Below are 15,941 nucleotides of genomic sequence, written 5' to 3'. Positions count from 1 at the left end.
GCGGCTTCGCCGAGCATATCGTAGGAGTAGCGGAAGCCTTTCTCTTCCAGCTTGCGGGCGTTAGCCAGCGCTTCGGCGATGGTTTCACCGGTAACGAACTGCTCGCCCATCAGGCGCATCGCCATATCCACGCCTTTGCGCACCAGCGGTTCACCGCTCTTACCGATAATGCGGTTCAGCGAGCGCGACAGACTGGTTTCGTTATGGGTGGAGACCAGCTTGCCGGTAAACAGCAGACCCCAGGTCGCGGCGTTGACGAACAGCGACGGGCTGCGGCCAATGTGTGACTGCCAGTTGCCGTTGCTGATTTTGTCGCGAATCAGCGCATCGCGGGTGGCTTTGTCCGGAATACGCAGCAGCGCTTCCGCCAGACACATCAGCGCCACGCCTTCCTGAGAGGAGAGGGAGAACTCTTGCAGCAGGCTTTGCACCATGCCCGCACGACCGCTGGCGGTTTTCTGGTTGCGCAGTTTTTCCGCTAGCTTCCACGCCAGCTGATGCGCCTGTTCGGCGATCGGTTGCGGCAGACGGGCTTGCTCCAGCAGCATCGGCACGGCGTCGGTTTCGCTGCGACGCCAGGCGGCGGTGATCGCGGCGCGGGTCACCGACTGGGGCAGGATTTGCTCGGCAAATTCGAGGAACGGCTGATGGTTTTCTTCCGCCGGATGGCCAGCTTCATCACTTTCATTGGCAGCGCCGGACAGTAGAGCAGGTAGCTCCGGCAGGACCTCATCGTTTTCCAGCTTTTCCAGATAATTGAAAATTGCCTGCTTGATCAGCCAGTGAGGGGTACGGTCGATTCGGGTCGCCGCACTCTTAATTCGCTCACGCGTTGCGTCATCCAGCTTAACCCCCATGGTGGTGGTGCCCATGCCATCTACTCCTGTTGCTCGGTTGTCATATTATTTTGCGTAACAGGAATATCCACCATGTTGCAACTTTGTGCAACCGTGTTAAATGTGACGCCCGTTGCAGGCTTAAAAATGAATTAATTGTTAATGGCAAAACTTATGATAGAGGCGGTGAACAATACGCGGTAAGACGTGATTTTATGCGCTACTTAACAGATATTTTCGGTGCAACCCGAAAAAGCGTGAGGGAGTGCAACCTATAGAAAAATGCTATCGCTGCCCTGGTGCATTCAATGTAAATGCGGTGTTAAATCGTTTGTGAAAAAATTCGGCTTCCGTCAGGATACGGTCGCTTCAAATTATTGCCCCGTTCCGGCAATGATAAAAACGGCAAATGGGAATGTTGCCGACGCATAATTCTGGAGAGTTGAATGACTATAAGCACACCGATGCTGGTGACCTTTCTTGTCTATATTTTTGGCATGATCCTCATTGGCTTTTTTGCATGGCGCAACACCAAAAACTTTGACGACTATATTCTCGGCGGCCGCAGTCTCGGTCCCTTCGTGACCGCGCTTTCGGCGGGTGCCTCTGATATGAGCGGCTGGCTGCTGATGGGTTTGCCGGGGGCGATTTTTATCGCCGGGATTTCAGAGAGCTGGATCGCCATCGGCCTGACGTTAGGCGCGTGGATCAACTGGAAACTAGTGGCCGGGCGTCTGCGCGTGCACACCGAAGCCAACAACAACGCCTTAACCCTGCCGGACTATTTCACCGGTCGCTTCGAAGATAACAGCCGCGTGCTGCGGATTATCTCCGCGCTGGTGATTCTGCTGTTCTTCACCATTTACTGTGCCTCCGGGATTGTGGCTGGCGCTCGCCTGTTTGAGAGCACCTTCGGGATGAGCTATGAAACCGCACTGTGGGCCGGCGCGGCGGCGACGATTCTCTACACCTTTATCGGCGGTTTCCTCGCGGTGAGCTGGACCGATACCGTACAGGCGAGCCTGATGATTTTTGCCCTGATCCTGACGCCGGTTATCGTGATCTTTGCCGTGGGCGGGCTGGGTGATTCGCTGGAAGTGATTAAGCAAAAGAGCATTGAGAACGTGGATATGCTCAAAGGGCTGAATTTCGTGGCGATTGTTTCGCTGATGGGCTGGGGGCTGGGTTACTTTGGTCAGCCGCATATTCTGGCGCGCTTTATGGCTGCGGATTCCCACCATAGTATCGTGCATGCCCGTCGTATCAGTATGACCTGGATGATCCTGTGCCTCGCTGGCGCGGTGGCGGTCGGTTTCTTCGGCATTGCTTACTTCCAGAACAACCCGTCTGTTGCGGGCCCGGTCAGTCAGAACGCCGAGCGCGTGTTCATTGAGCTGGCGCAGATTCTGTTTAACCCGTGGATTGCCGGTATCCTGCTGTCAGCCATTCTGGCGGCGGTGATGTCAACGCTGAGCTGCCAGCTGCTGGTCTGTTCAAGTGCCATTACCGAAGATCTGTACAAGGCATTCCTGCGTAAAAACGCCAGCCAGAAAGAGCTGGTGTGGGTAGGGCGTCTGATGGTGCTGGTTGTCGCGCTGGTAGCGATTGCGCTGGCGGCTAACCCGGAAAACCGCGTACTGGGCCTGGTGAGCTACGCATGGGCTGGTTTTGGCGCGGCGTTCGGGCCAGTGGTGCTGTTCTCGGTCATGTGGTCACGCATGACGCGCAACGGCGCGTTGGCGGGGATGATCATCGGCGCCGTCACCGTGATTGTCTGGAAACAGTTCGGTTGGCTGGGCCTGTACGAAATTATCCCGGGCTTTATCTTCGGCAGCGTTGGCATTGTGCTGTTCAGCCTGCTGGGTAAAGCGCCGTCGGCCAGTATGCAGGAGCGCTTCGCCAAAGCGGACGCGCATTACCACTCTGCGCCGCCGTCGCGTTTACAGGAAGAGTAAGGTTGTAGGGATAATCTGCACCGAATGGCCTGATCGCGCTACGCTTATCAGGCCTACATAAACCCGCGGCTCCGCGGGTTTTTTTACGCGTGTTGCTATAGCGGGCTAGTGATAATTAACGCAACTATATCCCCGCTATTCTTTTACATCTCGTCATCATTTCCATCATATTTCGCTTGTGTTTCCTTTTTGCTTAATGATAATCACTATCACTCACATTTACCTGTCTTTGCAAAAGTTGACGGCGTTTCACATTTAAGGGTGTTTGCATGTTTGTTCCTTTTCTCATCATGTTGCGCGAAGGGCTGGAAGCGGCGCTGATTGTCAGCCTGATTGCCAGCTATCTGAAACGTACCCAGCGCGGTCGCTGGATTGGGGTAATGTGGATTGGCGTGATTCTGGCCGCCGCGTTGTGCTTAGGTTTAGGCATCTTTATTAACGAAACCACCGGCGAGTTCCCGCAAAAAGAGCAGGAGCTGTTTGAAGGGCTGGTGGCCGTGGTGGCGGTCGTGATTCTGACGTGGATGGTGTTCTGGATGCGCAAAGTGTCGCGCAACGTCAAACAGCAGCTCGAGCAAGCGGTGGATAACGCGTTGCAGAAGGGCAACAACCACGGTTGGGCGCTGATTATGATGGTCTTTTTCGCCGTGGCGCGCGAAGGGCTGGAATCGGTCTTCTTCCTGCTGGCGGCTTTCCAGCAGGATCTCGGCATTTGGCCACCGTTAGGCGCGATGCTGGGGCTGGCGACAGCGATAGTATTGGGCTTTCTGCTCTACTGGGGCGGAATTCGCCTTAACCTTGGCGTCTTCTTCCGCTGGACCAGCCTCTTTATTCTGCTGGTGGCCGCCGGGCTGGCTGCGGGAGCCATTCGCGCGTTCCACGAGGCTGGCCTGTGGAACGCCTTCCAGGACGTCGCCTTCGATCTTAGCGGCACCCTGACCACGCATTCGCTTTTTGGCACCCTGCTGGAAGGCATCTTTGGTTATCAGGAAGCGCCGAGCGTTAGCGAAGTAGCGGTCTATTTCCTGTATCTGATTCCGGCGCTGGCGCTGTTCTTCTGGCCGCCGCGCGTAACGACTTCAACATCACGTATCGCCCCATAAGGCTGATAACGGTTGCTTAGTGACAACATACTTTTGAAAGGGATGGACCATGACCAAGAACTTCCGCCGCAGCGCGTTGCAGTTGGGTATTGCTGCGCTTTTCTCATCCGCTTTTATGGCGCAGGCTGCGGATATTCCGCAGGTTAAAGTCACCGTCAATGACAAGCAGTGCGAACCGATGTCCATCACCGTGAACGCCGGTAAAACCCAGTTTATCATTCAGAACCACAGCCAGAAGGCGCTGGAGTGGGAGATTCTCAAAGGGGTGATGGTGGTGGAAGAGCGCGAAAATATCGCGCCGGGCTTCACCCAGAAGATGACCGCCAACCTGCAGCCGGGCGAATATGACATGACCTGCGGCCTGCTGACGAACCCGAAAGGCAAGCTGATTGTGAAAGGCGAAGCCACCAAAGACGCGGCGAAGACCAACGCGCTGTTGAGCCTCAACGATGCCATCACCGCCTATAAAACCTATGTGACGGCGGAAACCGCCGCGCTGGTGCAGGGCACCAAAGCCTTTACCGATGCGGTGAAAGCGGGCGATATCGAAAAAGCGAAATCCCTGTATGCGCCGACGCGTCAGCACTACGAGCGTATTGAGCCGATCGCAGAACTGTTCTCCGACCTTGACGGCAGCATTGATGCCCGTGAAGACGATTACGAGCAGAAAGCGGCGGATCCGAAATTCACCGGTTTCCACCGCCTGGAAAAAGCGCTGTTTGGCGATAACAGCACCAAAGGGATGGAGCACTACGCCGACCAACTGAACAGCGATGTGCTGGAGCTGCAAAAACGCATCGACGAGCTGGCCTTCCCGCCGTCAAAAGTGGTGGGCGGCGCGGCAGGCCTGATTGAGGAAGTGGCGGCGAGCAAAATCAGCGGTGAAGAAGATCGCTACAGCCACACCGATCTGTGGGACTTCCAGGCCAATATCGATGGCGCGCAGAAGATTGTCGACCTGCTGCGTCCGCAGCTGCAAAAAGAAAACAGTGCGCTGCTGGCAAAAGTTGACGCTAACTTCAAGAAAGTGGACGGTATCCTCGGCAAATATCGCAACAAAGATGGTTTTGAAACCTACGATAAGCTGACCGATGCGGACCGTAATGCGCTGAAAGGGCCGATCACCACGCTGGCGGAAGATCTGGCGCAGCTGCGTGGGATTCTGGGACTGGATTAAGTACGATGGCAAAGCACTCCGCAGACGAACTGAATGAACCTTCACGTCGTCGTTTATTAAAAGGGATCGGCGCGCTGGGTGGCGCGCTGGCGATTTCCGGCGGCTGCCCGGTGGCGCATGCGGCGAAGGCCAGCGACGCGCCGGTGGCTAATAGCCGCATGGAGACGCAGCCATTTTACGGCGAGCATCAGGCGGGCGTGCTGACGCCACAGCAGGCGTCGATGATGCTGGTGGCGTTTGATGTGCTGGCGGCGGATAAGGCCGATCTTGAGCGCCTGTTCCGTCTGCTGACCGACCGTATTGCCTTTCTCACGAAGGGCGGCCCCGCGCCGGATACGCCGAACCCGCGACTGCCGCCGATGGATTCTGGCATTCTTGGAGCATTTATCGCCCCGGATAACCTGACCATGACGGTGTCTGTCGGACACTCGCTGTTCGACAGCCGTTTTGGCCTGGCCGATAAAGCGCCGAAGAAGCTGCAAAAAATGGTCCGCTTCCCCAACGATTCGCTGGATGCGGCGCTGTGCCATGGCGATCTGTTGCTGCAGATTTGTGCCAACACGCAGGACACGGTGATCCATGCGTTGCGCGATATTATCAAGCACACGCCGGATCTGCTGAGCGTGCGCTGGAAGCGGGAAGGGTTTATCTCTGACCACGCCGCGCGCAGCAAGGGTAAAGAGACGCCGGTGAACCTGCTGGGCTTTAAGGACGGTACCGCTAACCCGGACAGCCACGATAAGCCGCTGATGGATGAGGTGGTGTGGGTAACCGGCGATCAGGATGAGCCCGCGTGGGCAAAGGGCGGTTCGTATCAGGCGGTGCGTATCATCCAGTTCCACGTTGAGTTCTGGGATCGCACGCCGCTCAAAGAGCAGCAGACGATCTTTGGCCGCGACAAGCACAGCGGCGCGCCGCTGGGGATGCGCAACGAACATGATGTGCCGGACTACAGCCGCGATCCGAACGGTGAGGTGATTGCGCTGGACAGCCATATTCGTCTCGCTAACCCGCGTACGAAAGAGACGCAGTCGAGCCTGATGATGCGCCGCGGCTACAGCTATTCACTGGGTGTCACCAACTCGGGTCAGTTGGATATGGGGCTGCTGTTTGTCTGCTATCAGCACGATCTGGAGAAAGGCTTCCTGACGGTGCAGAAGCGTTTGAACGGTGAAGCGCTGGAGGAGTACGTGAAGCCGATTGGCGGCGGGTATTTCTTTGTGCTGCCGGGCGTGGCGTCGGAGCAGGGCTATCTTGGGAGTACGTTGCTCGGTGCGTGATATTGCTTTGTAGGCTTTGATGTCTGAGGTATCCCCCAGATACAGTATTAGCACAATGTGCCCCCTCACCCTACAGGGGAGAGGGGACAGTGCGGTCAGTGCGTTTGCCCCTTTTCTTTCTCTCCAGTACCAAAATATCGCCAAAAATCAGTCCTTTTTTTCCATTTTCTCCCTGATTGATATAAAACTGTCATATAAGTGTCAGATGCTATCTCTGTCATCTATCGTTGAGTTTATGTAAATATTATGTTGCATCTTTGGTTGATTTAGATGTAATAATAAATAAAGCGGTAGTTTCCGTTTACTATGGAGATCGCGAATGGTAGCGTCCTTGACTGGACTCAACAGACCAACAGCCCGCACCATCCAGCGCGGAGGCCCCATCTCCGGCAGCGATTTCGTCACCTCAAATTTTCTCCTGTATCAAATTCAACTCGCAGTTCCCGACCTGATGCGCGGTGCGCGTAGCCGTGCGTTGGCGTCATTTCGACAGGCAGTTGCTATGGCTTACAAGGAAGCCAAACCTCAGACGTTCGTGCGCATAATCGCGCTGCTGTTAGCGCGTGTGATGTAAACTAACAACTCAAGGTGCTATCCATGGGAAGACAAAAAGCAGTGATCAAAGCTCGTCGCGAAGCAAAACGTGTGCTGAGACGGGATTCACGCAGTCATAAACAACGTGAAGAAGAATCGGTCACCTCGCTTGTGCGGATGAGTGGTGTGGAAGCGATAGGCATGGCGCGGGATACCCGTGACCACTCGCCGATTGCGGCCCGCAATGACGCTCAGGCCCACTACCTGAATGCTATCGAGAGTAAGCAGCTGATCTTCGCCACCGGCGAAGCGGGCTGCGGCAAGACCTGGATCAGCGCGGCGAAAGCCGCGGAGGCGCTCATCCACAAGGACGTCGAGAAGATTATCGTGACGCGCCCCGTTCTTCAGGCCGATGAAGACCTGGGGTTCCTGCCCGGCGACATCTCGGAGAAATTCGCCCCGTATTTCCGCCCCGTCTACGACGTGCTGGTGAAACGACTGGGTGCCTCCTTTATGCAATATTGCCTGCGCCCGGAAATTGGTAAGGTAGAGATCGCGCCGTTCGCCTATATGCGCGGACGAACATTTGAAAATGCGGTGGTGATTCTGGACGAGGCCCAGAACGTCACGGCGGCACAAATGAAGATGTTTTTAACCCGCCTCGGGGAGAACGTTACGGTTATCGTGAATGGGGATATCACCCAGTGTGACCTGCCGCGCGGCGTGCAGTCCGGCCTTAGCGATGCGCTGGAGCGTTTTGAAGAAGATGAGATGATTGGGATCGTTCGATTCACCAAAGAGGATTGCGTACGTTCGGCGCTATGCCAGCGTACGCTGAAAGCCTACTACTAACCGTTGTCACGTCTGCAAAGCCCGGGAAACCGGGCTTTGTTGTTTGTGGCTGTTGCAAATGCGACAGCCGTGGCGCCAGCCAGTTGCATTTCACACCGCGCATTGCACCCCATACTCTCTAATTCATTGAAATATATGACCATCGTGGCTGGCACAAAGCTTGCTATCAACAGATATAACTTAACAGCGTAAAGACACAATAATTCATTCCATAAAGGGATATGTACAAATATCAAGCGGATAATTGTGTTGGCACGCGCAGATAATATCGAAGAGAAGATGCTATGCCAGTAACCCAGGATACCCCAGACTATATTCAATACCCCCCTCATGCTTATCGCATCACCAGCGATGAGGAAGCCATCAGTATTGCCCATGAAATTGCCGCGTATTTGCAGCCTGGTGCCGCAGATCGCGATCTCAGCGGCGTCGTGCCGCCAGAGGTGGTAAACACTTTTTCCAACAGTGGGCTGTGGGGCATCACCATACCGCGTGAATATGGCGGTGCGGAGGTGTCAGCGGCCACGCTGGCGACGGTCATCGCTATTATCTCCGCGGCGGATCCGGCGCTGGGGCAAATCCCGCAGAACCATTACTGCCTGCTGGAAGATATTCGGCTACAGGGCAGCGACGAACAGCGGCGCTATTTCTTTGAACTGGCGCTCAGCGGCCACCGCTTTGCCAACGCGCTGTCGGAAACCGGCGGCAAGACGGTGCAGGACATTCAGACCCGCTTGACCCGTACGGCAGATGGGCTGCGTATCAACGGACGTAAAGGTTATTGCACCGGTTCTCTGTATGCGCACTGGCTGGGCGTGCTGGCGTTGGACGAAGAGGGGCGAGCGCAGCTGGCGTTTGTGCCGCGCCGCACGCCGGGGCTGACGGTGGTTAACGACTGGGCATGTCTGGGGCAACGCACAACCTCGAGCGGCACGGTGCTGGTCGACAATCTGCCGGTTGAGCCGTTCAATCTGATTGCAAGCTGGAAGTCGTACGACACGCCAACCCTGGCCGGGCCGTTTGCGCAGCTGACGACGGCGGCGATTGACGCCGGAATTGCCCGTGCGGCGCTGAACGACACCGTCAGTTTTGTGAATCAATTTGCGCGTCCGTGGATTGATGCTGGCGTGGAACGCGCGGGCGACGATCCGTTGACCATTTACCAGATTGGCGTGCTCGACAGCCGCATTGCCGCTGCGGAAGCGCTGCTGGAGCAGGCCGGGAAGGTACTGGATCGCTATAAACATCATTTGAGCGAAGAGACGGTGGCGCTGGCTTCGCTCGCCGTGGCGCGCGCCAAAATCTTTACCACCGAAGCCGCGCTGGAGGCCGCCTCAAGGCTGTTTGAGCTAGGGGGAACGCGCTCAACCCATCCCCGCTACAACTTCGACCGCCACTGGCGTAATGGTCGCGTACATACGCTGCACGACCCGGTGCGCTGGAAATACCACCTGCTTGGCAACTGGGTGCTCAACGGCAAGGCTCCGGCGCGTCACGACTGGAACTAGGAGAGAGCATGCTCGCTTTTCTTGCTGAGATTGACTGGCGGGATGTGGCCGAAGCCGGAATCGATACGTTAACCATGCTGGGCTGGGCGCTCGGCTTCACGATTCTGATAGGTTTGCCGTTAGGCATCCTGCTGTATCTGACCGGACAGCCGCGCCTGCTGTATGCGCCTTTGCTGCATCGCGTGCTGTCGTTGCTGGTGAACATAATGCGGTCGCTGCCATTCATTATTTTGCTGATTGTGATGATCCCGTTCACCACGCTGATTACCGGCACGTCGCTGGGCGTTCAGGGCACGATACCGCCGCTGGTGGCGGGCTGCGCACCGTTCTTTGCGCGGCTGGTTGAGACCTCGCTACGCGAGGTCGATCACGGGCTGGTGGAAGCCAACTGGGCGATGGGCGGCAATACCTGGCAGCTCATTTGGCACACGCTGTTGCCGGAGTCACGCTCGGGTTTGATTGCCGCAGTAACCGTCACGGCGATTGTGCTGGTGGATTACACCTCCATGGCGGGGGTGATTGGCGGCGGCGGGCTGGGGGACCTCGCCATTCGCTTTGGCTATCAGCGTTTTCAGACAGATGTCATGGCGGTCACGGTCGTGCTGCTGATTGCGTTGGTGCAGATATTACAAATGAGCGGCGACCGTCTGGTGCGCCGCATGAGCCGAAAATAACGATACCGACAGGGTGAAACGATGAAAAAAACTGTGATTGCCGGTCTGCTGGCGCTGTTTTCCTTTTCTGCCGCCGCAAATGAAACGCTGGTGGTCGGCGCGACGCCGGTGCCGCACGCCGAAATTCTGGAGTTTGTGAAGCCGACGCTGGCAAAAGAGGGCGTTGATTTGCAGGTGAAAGTCTTTAACGACTTTATCCAGCCGAATCAGCAGCTGGCGGAAAAAAATCTGGATGCCAACTACTACCAGTACCGCCCGTTCCTCGATGATTACAACAAGAACCGCCACACCAATCTGGTCCCGGTGGTCGGCGTGCATATCGAGCCGTTTGGCGCTTATTCCACCAAATACAAAAGCCTGAGTGAACTGCCGGAGGGGGCGACGATCGCCATCCCTAATGACCCGGTCAATACCGGGCGAGCGCTGGTGCTGCTGAGCGAGGCGGGGCTGATCACGTTAAAGCATCCGGAGGATCCGCAATCGACCCAGAAGGATATCACCGCCAACCCGCACCACTTCAAGATTCGCCCGCTGGAAGGCGCTATGCTGGCCCGGGCGGTGAGTCAGGTGGATCTGGCGTTTATTTTCGCTAATTACGCGCTGGAAGCCGGTATTGATACTGATAAAGCGCTGATCGTCGAAAAGGGCAAAAGCCTGTATATCGAATACCTCGTCGCGCGCCCGGATAACATTAACGATCCCGGTATTCAGAAACTGGCCAAAGCGCTGAACTCCGATGCGGTTCGCCAGTTCATTCTGACGAAGTATCAGGGAAAAATTGCCCCCGGTTTTTAGGAGAGTGGCTATGACGCAACATCCGCATATTCGCCTGCAGGGCATCAGTAAAGCCTACGCCAACGGCGTGCAGGCGCTGGACGATATTCATCTGGATATCCATGCCGGAGAGGTGTTCGGCATTATCGGACGCAGCGGCGCGGGGAAATCGACGCTGTTGCGCTTGTTTAACCGTCTGGAAACCGCCGATTGCGGCGAGATTGCCATTCATGGGGTGCCGATGAGCGGCGGTGGGCGGGGACAACTGCGGGATCTGCGCCGTCGTGTGGCGATGATCTTTCAGCATTTCAATCTGATGTCGACGAAGACGGTGGCGGAGAACGTCGAGCTGCCGCTGAGAATGGCCGGGGTTCCTGCCGCCGAGCGTCGCCGCAGGGTGGACGATATGTTGCGCCTGGTCGGGCTGGAGGCCCTGCGTGACAGCTGGCCCGCGCGGTTGTCGGGCGGGCAAAAGCAGCGCACCGGTATAGCCCGCGCGCTGGTTACTCAGCCGGAGATCCTGCTATGCGACGAGGCAACTTCAGCACTTGACCCTGAGAACACGCTGGCGGTGCTGAGTTTACTCAAAGAGATTAACCAGCGGCTGGGGCTGACCATTATCCTCATCACCCATGAAATGGATGTGATTCGCACGCTCTGCGATCGCGTCGCGGTGCTGGAAAAGGGGCGTGTAATCGAACAAGGCGAGGTATGGCGCGTCTTTGGCGACCCGCAGCACGAGGTGACCCGTGGGATGCTGCAAACGTTGCATCATGGGCGGGAGGAGAATCGCGAATTATTAACCACAGGGCAGCAGCTGGTGACGCTGCATTTTAACGGCGTGAATGGGCGGGAACCGGATTTACAGCAAATTGCGAGCGTATTGGGCGGTCGCTCACAGCTGGTGTACAGCAGTTGTGAAGCGATACAGGGACGGATCGTCGGGCAGCTGCGCATCCGCGTTGATACTCCGCTTACGGCGGAATCGCTGCGCCTGGCGGCACAGGTCGCGGATAGCGTGGCGGTGGGATAGCCTGGTTACAGGAGGCATTCTCCCGTAGGCATGCAACATGCGAAAAAAAAGCCCGTACTTGCGTACGAGCTCTTTCTCGAATATGGCGGTGAGGGGGGGATTCGAACCCCCGATACGTTGCCGTATACACACTTTCCAGGCGTGCTCCTTCAGCCACTCGGACACCTCACCATATTGTCTTCCCAGCATCTCTGGGACGAGCGCTAATGTAGGGAAAAGGGCCGTCAGCGTCAATAAACTTTTTCGAAAAATCGTGCGTTTAGACAAACTTCAAGCAAATTGCTTCTTAAACATTCATAAATCGTCTTTTTTGCGATCACCCCTGCATTTTTCCGGACGGGTATCCGAAATTTGTTATTCTGTGAAACCACAAAAATAATCGAAAACCGCGCCTGGTTGACGCGAATACGGGCGCTCTGAGCAGGAGTCACTATGGAGATCATCTTTTATCACCCGACGTTTGATACCCCTTACTGGATTGCTGAGCTAAGCAAAAAGCTACCCGGCGCGCGTATCCGCGGCTGGGAGCGCGGGGACAATGCGCCGGCAGATTACGCGTTGGTGTGGCATCCACCGGTCGAGATGCTACAAGGTCGTGCGCTGAAGGCGGTGTTTGCGCTGGGGGCGGGAGTAGATTCCATCCTCAGCAAACTGAAGGCCAATCCGGAAATGCTGCCCCTGTCGATTCCGTTATTCCGTCTGGAAGACACTGGCATGGGTATCCAGATGCAGGAATATGCGGTAAGCCAGGTGCTGCACTGGTTCCGCCGCTTTGATGATTATCAGGCATTGCAGCGGGAGTCTACGTGGCAACCGTTGGCCGACTATACCCATGACGAATTTACCATTGGGATCATGGGGGCAGGCGTTCTGGGGTCGAAAGTGGCAGAGAGCCTGCTGGCGTGGGGCTTCCCGGTGCGGGTCTGGAGCCGTAGCCGCAAAAGCTGGCCACAGGTGACCAGTTTCGCCGGAGATGCTGAACTGGGCGAGTTTTTACGCGGTACGCGGGTGCTGATTAATCTGCTGCCAAACACGGCGGAAACCGTGGGTATTATCAATGCCTCCTTACTGGAACAGCTGCAAGACAACAGCTATGTTCTGAACCTCGCCCGTGGCGTCCACGTGGTGGAGAACGACCTGCTGGCGGCTCTCGATAGCGGTAAACTCAAAGCCGCCATGCTCGACGTGTTCAGCCGTGAACCGCTACCGAAAGAGAGCCCGCTATGGCTTCATCCACGCGTCACCATGACGCCGCACGTGGCTGCTGTGACGCGTCCACAGGAGGCGATTGCCTATATTGCTCAGACCATTACCCAGCTTGAACGTGGCGAAATGCCGAGCGGGCAGGTCGATCGGGTACGTGGCTATTGATGCGTCAGGCTAATAAACGCAAGGCTTTCCTGCTATCCTTGGCTTATCACGAGAGAGGAGAAAGTGATGTATCCTGTTGACTTACATATGCACACCGTTGCCAGCACGCACGCATACAGTACGCTGCATGACTATATTGCAGAGGCGAAACGTAAAGGGATTAAACTCTTCGCCATTACCGACCATGGCCCGGACATGGCTGATGCGCCGCACTACTGGCACTTTGTGAATATGCGTATCTGGCCGCGAATTGTAGAGGGCGTCGGTATCCTGCGCGGTATCGAGGCCAATATCAAAAATATTGCGGGCGAAATCGACTGTACCGGGCCGATGTTAACCTCGCTCGACTTTATCATCGCCGGTTTCCACGAGCCGGTCTTTGCTCCGCAGGACAAAGAGACGCATACCCAGGCGATGATCGCCGCGATGGCGAGCGGTAATGTGCACATGATCTCCCATCCTGGTAATCCGAAGTTCCCGGTGGATATTCCGGCAATTGCCGCCGCCGCCGCGAAATATCAGGTGGCGCTGGAGATCAACAACTCCTCGTTTGTCAGCTCGCGCGTTGGCAGCGAACAAAACTGCCAGGCGATAGCCGCTGCGGTTCGCGATGCGGGCGGCTGGCTGGCTCTGGGCTCTGACTCGCACACCGCGTTTACGCTGGGCGAGTTTACCGAATGCCAGAAGATCCTTGATGCCGTTGATTTCCCACAGGATCGGATCCTTAACGTCACCCCACGACGTTTCCTGAATTTCCTTGAATCGCGCGGGATGCCGTCGATTCCTGAATTTGCTGATTTTTAATGACTAACTGGAATAACTGAATGAACGAGTTTTCAATCCTCTGCCGCGCGCTGGGTTCCCTGTATTATCGTCAGCCGCAGGATCCTCTGCTGGTGCCGCTGTTTACCCTGATCCGGGAAGGCAAGCTGGCGGCACACTGGCCGCTGGAGCAGGATGAACTGCTGGCTCGTCTGCAAAAGAGCTGCGATATTCAGCAGATTGCTGCCGACTACAACGCGCTGTTCGTGGGTGAAGAGTGTCGCGTTCCGCCAGTGCGCAGCGCATGGGTGGAAGGGGCGAGCGAAGCAGAAGTGCGCAGCTTCCTGACCGGCAACGGTATGCCGCTGGGCGAGGGTCCGGCGGATCAGATGGGGACGCTGTTGCTGGCGGCTTCCTGGCTGGAAGATAACGTTGAAGAGGATAGCGACGCGCTCGAAACGCTGTTTGCTGAGTATCTGCTGCCGTGGTTTGAAACGTTTCTCGGTAAAGTGGAAGCCCATGCGACGACCGCCTTCTGGCGTACTATGGCGCCGATGACGCGTGAAGCGATAGCGGCGATGTGGGATGAACTGCAGGAAGAAGATGAAGAGTGATTTAAGTCACATCTTTAGTGCAAATGAAATGTACATGATGAGAATAACGTGCTCGTGATCTCATCATAAAGCCGAGCATCTGCTAAGATGCTCGCTATGAACGTTATTTTAGCTATCGCAATCACGACAGGCATTCTCTCCGGTATCTGGGGATGGGTAGCCGTATCGCTGGGTTTATTAAGCTGGGCCGGTTTTCTTGGCTGTACGGCCTATTTCGCCTGTCCGCAGGGCGGGTTGAAAGGGCTGGTTATTTCAGCCTGTACCACCATGAGCGGTGTTATCTGGGCGCTGGTGATTATCTATGGCAGCGCGCTGGCGCCGCATCTGGAGATCGTCAGCTACGTGATGACCGGGGTGGTGGCCTTTTTGATGTGCATACAGTCAAAACAGCTGCTGCTGTCTTTCGTTCCCGGCACCTTTATCGGCGCTTGTGCGACGTTTGCAGGGCAGGGGGACTGGCGAGCGGTAGTCCCTTCGCTATTGGTCGGTCTGTTGTTTGGCTATGCCATGAAAAACAGCGGCCTGTGGCTGGCGAGCCGTAAAGCAGAGAGTAAACAGACAAAAGAATCGGCGCTGTAATGGCGTTGAGAGGACAAAACGGCGGGGGGATTCATCCTCCCGCCGTTTTTTTGTGCCCGTAGCTAATGTTTAAAATTGTCGTTGGCCCAGGAAACGGCCTGCGTGCGATTCTTGACGTCAATTTTCTTAAACAGATGATACAGATGCGTTTTTACCGTACTTTCGCTGATAAATAGCGCGCGGGCTATCTCAATATTGGACGCGCCGATCCTCAACTTATTCAGGATCTCTTTTTCCCGATAGGTAAGGATAGTGCTTTCTAAGTTGTCATAGCGATAGTTGCCGGCATGCATGATCAGGTAGCTGGCGAGCTTGCGCGAAAAATAACACTCACCCTCCATAACCTTCTGCAAACCTTTCACCAGAAAAGGTTCTTCATCATGCGCATAGAAAATACCGCTAATGTGCGGCCACACCTCGATATCCGGGTAAGAGTACTCTTCGGGTGTGTTGAACAGGAGCAGCTTTACGCCGTTGCTGAGTTTGCACAGCTCTTCCTGCCAGGCTTTTATAAGACGTTTATCCGTTTCCATCATATCGAAAAGGATAATGTCTGAGCTTAAGTTCTCAATGCTAACGAGATGAATGTTGATGATTTTAACATCCATCTTAAGTAGTTTCCTTAAGTTCTGGGACAGCGCACATGACTGCAGCGACGGTCTGGTGATTAAGGAAAGCGTCTGGTTAGTAAAGGTGAGCTCTTTTGCCATGATGAGTCCCCAATATCGTTTTCACAGCAGGCAAGTATTATAAATCATCAATTTAAGTGCTGCTGAAATGTGATTGCTGTGTGGTTGGTATGCTTAAAATAATAAAATAAGAATCAACACTGCTTAATTTAAAATTTAGACGCTGGTAATCCTAAAGCAAGAAATAATCATGAAACATA

General features: G+C 55.5%; 15 protein-coding genes, 1 tRNA gene and 1 pseudogene. 14 read left to right on the top strand and 3 right to left on the bottom strand.

Annotation, left to right across the window (positions count from 1 at the left end; all coding sequences use genetic code 11):
* Window positions 1–872: pseudogene (locus tag ACW14G_RS19500) on the bottom strand (trifunctional transcriptional regulator/proline dehydrogenase/L-glutamate gamma-semialdehyde dehydrogenase); the annotation flags it as partial.
* Window positions 873–1,282: 410 nt separating this feature from the next.
* Between ACW14G_RS19500 and putP the strand changes: the two are divergent.
* The 10 genes from putP (at window position 1,283) to ACW14G_RS19450 (ending at window position 11,726) form a co-directional block, all read left to right on the top strand.
* Window positions 1,283–2,791 (top strand): sodium/proline symporter PutP, encoded by a 1,509-nt coding sequence (gene putP / locus ACW14G_RS19495; RefSeq protein ID WP_163447948.1) that lies wholly within the window; start codon window positions 1,283–1,285, stop codon window positions 2,789–2,791.
* A gap of 269 nt (window positions 2,792–3,060) precedes the next feature.
* Window positions 3,061–3,894, top strand: coding sequence for an iron uptake transporter permease EfeU (efeU, locus tag ACW14G_RS19490; RefSeq protein WP_065356260.1), 834 nt, complete (start codon window positions 3,061–3,063; stop codon window positions 3,892–3,894).
* A 49-nt stretch (window positions 3,895–3,943) separates the two neighbouring features.
* Window positions 3,944–5,071 (top strand): iron uptake system protein EfeO, encoded by a 1,128-nt coding sequence (gene efeO / locus ACW14G_RS19485; protein WP_249022021.1) that lies wholly within the window; start codon window positions 3,944–3,946, stop codon window positions 5,069–5,071.
* Between the two features lie 5 nt (window positions 5,072–5,076).
* Window positions 5,077–6,351 carry an iron uptake transporter deferrochelatase/peroxidase subunit gene (gene efeB, locus ACW14G_RS19480; RefSeq protein ID WP_249022020.1) on the top strand — a complete coding sequence of 425 codons (1,275 nt, stop codon included), beginning with the start codon at window positions 5,077–5,079 and terminating at the stop codon, window positions 6,349–6,351.
* A gap of 319 nt (window positions 6,352–6,670) precedes the next feature.
* Window positions 6,671–6,925 carry a hypothetical protein gene (locus ACW14G_RS19475; RefSeq protein WP_163447951.1) on the top strand — a complete coding sequence of 85 codons (255 nt, stop codon included), beginning with the start codon at window positions 6,671–6,673 and terminating at the stop codon, window positions 6,923–6,925.
* 23 nt (window positions 6,926–6,948) lie between these two features.
* Window positions 6,949–7,737 carry a phosphate starvation-inducible protein PhoH gene (gene phoH, locus ACW14G_RS19470; RefSeq protein WP_249022019.1) on the top strand — a complete coding sequence of 263 codons (789 nt, stop codon included), beginning with the start codon at window positions 6,949–6,951 and terminating at the stop codon, window positions 7,735–7,737.
* Between the two features lie 284 nt (window positions 7,738–8,021).
* A complete protein-coding gene (locus tag ACW14G_RS19465; protein ID WP_249022018.1) occupies window positions 8,022–9,245 on the top strand; it encodes an SfnB family sulfur acquisition oxidoreductase in 1,224 nt (407 codons plus the stop codon).
* An 8-nt stretch (window positions 9,246–9,253) separates the two neighbouring features.
* On the top strand, window positions 9,254–9,919 hold the full coding sequence (locus ACW14G_RS19460) for a methionine ABC transporter permease (protein WP_167576212.1): 666 nt from the start codon (window positions 9,254–9,256) through the stop codon (window positions 9,917–9,919).
* Window positions 9,920–9,940: 21 nt separating this feature from the next.
* On the top strand, window positions 9,941–10,714 hold the full coding sequence (locus ACW14G_RS19455) for a MetQ/NlpA family ABC transporter substrate-binding protein (protein WP_167576211.1): 774 nt from the start codon (window positions 9,941–9,943) through the stop codon (window positions 10,712–10,714).
* A 10-nt stretch (window positions 10,715–10,724) separates the two neighbouring features.
* Window positions 10,725–11,726, top strand: coding sequence for a methionine ABC transporter ATP-binding protein (locus ACW14G_RS19450; RefSeq protein ID WP_163447955.1), 1,002 nt, complete (start codon window positions 10,725–10,727; stop codon window positions 11,724–11,726).
* Window positions 11,727–11,809: 83 nt separating this feature from the next.
* Here ACW14G_RS19450 and ACW14G_RS19445 read toward each other — a convergent pair.
* Window positions 11,810–11,897 (bottom strand) — tRNA-Ser (locus ACW14G_RS19445).
* Between the two features lie 261 nt (window positions 11,898–12,158).
* On the opposite strand from ACW14G_RS19445, the gene ghrA reads away from it, so the two are divergent.
* From ghrA to ACW14G_RS19425, 4 genes are all read left to right on the top strand, one after another.
* On the top strand, window positions 12,159–13,097 hold the full coding sequence (gene ghrA, locus ACW14G_RS19440; RefSeq protein WP_249022017.1) for a glyoxylate/hydroxypyruvate reductase GhrA: 939 nt from the start codon (window positions 12,159–12,161) through the stop codon (window positions 13,095–13,097).
* Between the two features lie 66 nt (window positions 13,098–13,163).
* Complete coding sequence (locus ACW14G_RS19435) at window positions 13,164–13,901, top strand: phosphatase (RefSeq protein ID WP_064549036.1); 738 nt, start codon at window positions 13,164–13,166, stop codon at window positions 13,899–13,901.
* 20 nt (window positions 13,902–13,921) lie between these two features.
* Window positions 13,922–14,473 (top strand): TorD/DmsD family molecular chaperone, encoded by a 552-nt coding sequence (locus ACW14G_RS19430; RefSeq protein ID WP_249022016.1) that lies wholly within the window; start codon window positions 13,922–13,924, stop codon window positions 14,471–14,473.
* A gap of 96 nt (window positions 14,474–14,569) precedes the next feature.
* Window positions 14,570–15,052, top strand: coding sequence for a DUF1097 domain-containing protein (locus tag ACW14G_RS19425; RefSeq protein ID WP_163449622.1), 483 nt, complete (start codon window positions 14,570–14,572; stop codon window positions 15,050–15,052).
* A gap of 62 nt (window positions 15,053–15,114) precedes the next feature.
* Here the strand turns inward: ACW14G_RS19425 and csgD are convergent, their stop codons facing one another.
* Window positions 15,115–15,762, bottom strand: a complete 648-nt coding sequence (gene csgD, locus ACW14G_RS19420) for a biofilm master transcriptional regulator CsgD (RefSeq protein WP_163449623.1) — start codon at window positions 15,760–15,762, stop codon at window positions 15,115–15,117.
* Window positions 15,763–15,941: the final 179 nt, after the last annotated feature.

This window comes from Kluyvera sp., assembly GCF_965301105.1.
The sequence above is the reverse complement of the archived record's forward strand: the minus strand, read 5'-3'. Positions and strand labels throughout refer to the sequence as shown.

Excerpts from the sequence above, each read along its gene's own strand:
- putP (WP_163447948.1), top strand. The coding sequence starts at position 1,283 with ATGACTATAAGCACACCGATGCTGGTGACCTTTCTTGTCTATATTTTT.
- efeU (WP_065356260.1), top strand. The coding sequence starts at position 3,061 with ATGTTTGTTCCTTTTCTCATCATGTTGCGCGAAGGGCTGGAAGCGGCG.
- efeO (WP_249022021.1), top strand. The coding sequence starts at position 3,944 with ATGACCAAGAACTTCCGCCGCAGCGCGTTGCAGTTGGGTATTGCTGCG.
- efeB (WP_249022020.1), top strand. The coding sequence starts at position 5,077 with ATGGCAAAGCACTCCGCAGACGAACTGAATGAACCTTCACGTCGTCGT.
- ACW14G_RS19475 (WP_163447951.1), top strand. The coding sequence starts at position 6,671 with ATGGTAGCGTCCTTGACTGGACTCAACAGACCAACAGCCCGCACCATC.
- phoH (WP_249022019.1), top strand. The coding sequence starts at position 6,949 with ATGGGAAGACAAAAAGCAGTGATCAAAGCTCGTCGCGAAGCAAAACGT.
- ACW14G_RS19465 (WP_249022018.1), top strand. The coding sequence starts at position 8,022 with ATGCCAGTAACCCAGGATACCCCAGACTATATTCAATACCCCCCTCAT.
- ACW14G_RS19460 (WP_167576212.1), top strand. The coding sequence starts at position 9,254 with ATGCTCGCTTTTCTTGCTGAGATTGACTGGCGGGATGTGGCCGAAGCC.
- ACW14G_RS19455 (WP_167576211.1), top strand. The coding sequence starts at position 9,941 with ATGAAAAAAACTGTGATTGCCGGTCTGCTGGCGCTGTTTTCCTTTTCT.
- ACW14G_RS19450 (WP_163447955.1), top strand. The coding sequence starts at position 10,725 with ATGACGCAACATCCGCATATTCGCCTGCAGGGCATCAGTAAAGCCTAC.
- ghrA (WP_249022017.1), top strand. The coding sequence starts at position 12,159 with ATGGAGATCATCTTTTATCACCCGACGTTTGATACCCCTTACTGGATT.
- ACW14G_RS19435 (WP_064549036.1), top strand. The coding sequence starts at position 13,164 with ATGTATCCTGTTGACTTACATATGCACACCGTTGCCAGCACGCACGCA.
- ACW14G_RS19430 (WP_249022016.1), top strand. The coding sequence starts at position 13,922 with ATGAACGAGTTTTCAATCCTCTGCCGCGCGCTGGGTTCCCTGTATTAT.
- ACW14G_RS19425 (WP_163449622.1), top strand. The coding sequence starts at position 14,570 with ATGAACGTTATTTTAGCTATCGCAATCACGACAGGCATTCTCTCCGGT.
- csgD (WP_163449623.1), bottom strand. The coding sequence starts at position 15,762 with ATGGCAAAAGAGCTCACCTTTACTAACCAGACGCTTTCCTTAATCACC.